General features: G+C 62.9%; 2 protein-coding genes. Both read right to left on the minus strand.

Going from position 1 to position 2,799, the window contains the following annotated elements:
- Window positions 1-110: 110 nt before the first annotated feature.
- On the minus strand, window positions 111-1,964 hold the full coding sequence (locus Q0L57_RS11415; protein WP_296742668.1) for an NAD(P)H-dependent oxidoreductase subunit E: 1,854 nt from the start codon (window positions 1,962-1,964) through the stop codon (window positions 111-113).
- Window positions 1,965-1,976: 12 nt separating this feature from the next.
- Window positions 1,977-2,799: molybdopterin dinucleotide binding domain-containing protein (locus Q0L57_RS11420; protein ID WP_296742671.1), on the minus strand; the 823-nt coding region annotated here is incomplete at its 5' end.

Raw genomic sequence — 2,799 nt, forward strand, 5'->3', positions numbered from 1 at the left:
GCAGGCCGTCAGGATAGTGCTCCCCTCGGGGACGCTCACCTCTTCGCCATCGATAACGATCGTAATCTGCTTGGCCGGCGTAACCGCAGGACCACCCGGGTAATGAATGTTCATCTGCTTTCCCTCAGTACGCCGAGGCGATCGATAGCCGACTCGACGGCATTCCAGGCGGCCTGACCGAGACCGCAGATCGAAGAATCCTTCATCACCAACCCGACATCGCGCAGCAAGCCGATGTCGCGTCCCTTGGCCGCAACATCCTTGCGGTTATTCGCAATGCGCAGCAGCGCCTCCTCCTGGCGCACCGTGCCCACGCGGCAGGGTACACACTGTCCGCAGGACTCATCACGGAAAAAGCGCGCGATGCGCAGCAAAATAGCGGGCAATTCGACAGTGTCGTCGAAGGCCAGCACCACGCCTGAGCCCAGGGTGGTGTTGTTAGCGCGGGCGCCCTCGAAGGTGAGCGGGATGTCGAGTTCGTCGGCGCGCACGAACCCGCCTGCAGCGCCGCCTAGCAGCACGGCCTGCAGTTTTCGGCCCTTTGCAACACCGCCGGCTAACTTGAGAACATCGCCCAACGTTGCACCGAAAGGCACTTCGTAAACGCCGGGGCGTACAAGATTGCCCGAAACACAGAACAGTTTCGGGCCTGTTGAGCCCTCCGTCCCGATCTTGGCGTACTGCGCGCCGCCCATCTGCATGATCAGCGGCACGTTGCACAAAGTCTCGACGTTGTTGACGACGGTCGGCTTGCCGAAGAGGCCAGCCTCGAACGGGAACGGCGGCTTGGAGCGCGGCTCGCCGCGATAGCCCTCGATCGAGTTGAAGATCGCGGTCTCTTCGCCGCAGATGTAAGCGCCGGCGCCGCGCCGTATCTCCAGCTCGAAGCTCCAACCGCTGCCCTGAATGTCAGCACCCAGAAATCCGCGTTCGCGGGCCTTTTCGATAGCGTTGTGCAGGAGCCGGTTGGCGCGCGGATACTCGCCACGCAGATAGATAAAGCCCCGCTCGGCGCCGAAGGCGTAACCCGCGATGGTCATCGATTCGATCAGCGCGAACGGGTCGCCCTCGAGGATGGCGCGATCCTTGAACGTGCCCGGCTCGCTCTCGTCGGCGTTACAGACGAGGTAGCGAGGCGTCGCAGGCTGTTTGGCGGTGCTTTCCCACTTGGTGCCAGCCGGGAACGCCGCCCCGCCGCGCCCCATCAGCCGGGAGTCCTTGACCTCGCTGATGACTTTCGCCGGTCCCATCTCGAACGCCCGCCGCAATCCGGCGTAGCCGTCGATCGCAAGATAGTCGTCGATGCTTTCCGGATCGACCCGGCCGACCCGCTTGAGCAGCATCAGGCCTTCCTGGCCGGCCTGCGGCACCGCCATGATCGCCGGCGCCTCGGCTGCGAGTGCCGCAGGCCCGTCATTCAGTGCGAGAACGATTTCTTCGACAGTGGCGGGCCCGATCAGGTGCTCATGAGGCGGGTCGCCGGCTTCCACCGCCATTGCGGCGGGGGCGCGCTCGCACACACCGAGGCAAGGGCTATGCTTCCAGCCGTTGGTGGCCGAGGCCGGACCCAGCCGCTTTTCGAGATCGGCACAGACGTCCTTGGATCCGCGTGCCATACACGCAATGTCAGTGCAGACATGGACGATGCGCTTCGGCCTTACGTTGGTGGAGAACAGCGCATAGAACGTCGCGACGCTATAGACATCGGCTGGCGCCACGCTGAGCCGCCTTCCAATGTAGTTCAGAGCGCCGGGACTGATCCAGCCCACGCGGTCATTCACTGCATGTAGCGCTTCCATGACGAGATGCCGCTGCGACCGTGCTGCGTGGCCGCTGTGCGCCCGCCGATGGTCTTTCTCGTCTCGTTCGCCTCCGTGCCAGCCGCCTTCGCCTGCCCCCAGCAACCGATCGACCGCATCTCGTTCGTCTGCGAACGGCTCGGCATTGGAGAACTTCAGATCCACAGTTGGTCCATCCTATTCTGCAGGCACGAAATCTTGTTTCTCACGATTGAGCTTGACGAAGAGGTTTCTCTCCCAAGTCGGCACTTCGTTTGTCTTCTCTACCTTCACCGCGGTCGCCTTGAACTCCGCAGTTCCAGAGATCGGGTCGTTCGCCTCGATGGTGAGAGAGTTGACGTCCACTTCATCAGGAAAGTTGCACGCCATGAACAGCAATCCGGGACGCAGCCCCGGCTCCCTGCGCACAGGTGCCAGCACGGAGCCTCGGCGCGAACTCACACGCACCCATTCGCCCTCGACGACATCAAGCCGAGCCATATCCTCCGGAGAAAGATCGATGCAGGCACCAAATCGAATTGGCGAGTTGAAGCCGCCAGACTGCACGCCGGTGTTGTAGTCGGTCAGCCGCCGCCCTGTCGTCAGGCGCAGCGGGAATTCATCGTCGAGCTTGTCCACCGGCAGGCTGTGTTCCGGAGTGCCGAACGGTGCAAGCTGCCCGCGCTTCTCGGGATCCTTCTCCCAGAGTCTGCCATGCAGGAACGGCGACTCAGGACCGTTTTCGTCGGGGAACGGCCACTGCAAGCCGCCACGTTCCTTGAGCAGCCGATAGGTCATTCCATGGTGTTTCGGCGACACCGCACGCAGCTCATCCCAGATTTGCTCGGCGGTCTGTTGTGACCAGCCGCGCCCCATACGCTCTGCGACAAGGCGAATGATCTCGATATCGTCCTTCGCACTCCCGGGCGATTCCAATGCCTTTCGCACAAGCTGAATCCGCCGCTCGCTGTTGGTGAAGGTGCCGTCGCTCTCGCACCATGCCGCGGCGGACGGGAGCACA

The sequence above is a fragment of the Mesorhizobium sp. genome (assembly GCF_024509055.1).
Classification (GTDB): domain Bacteria; phylum Pseudomonadota; class Alphaproteobacteria; order Rhizobiales; family Rhizobiaceae; genus Mesorhizobium.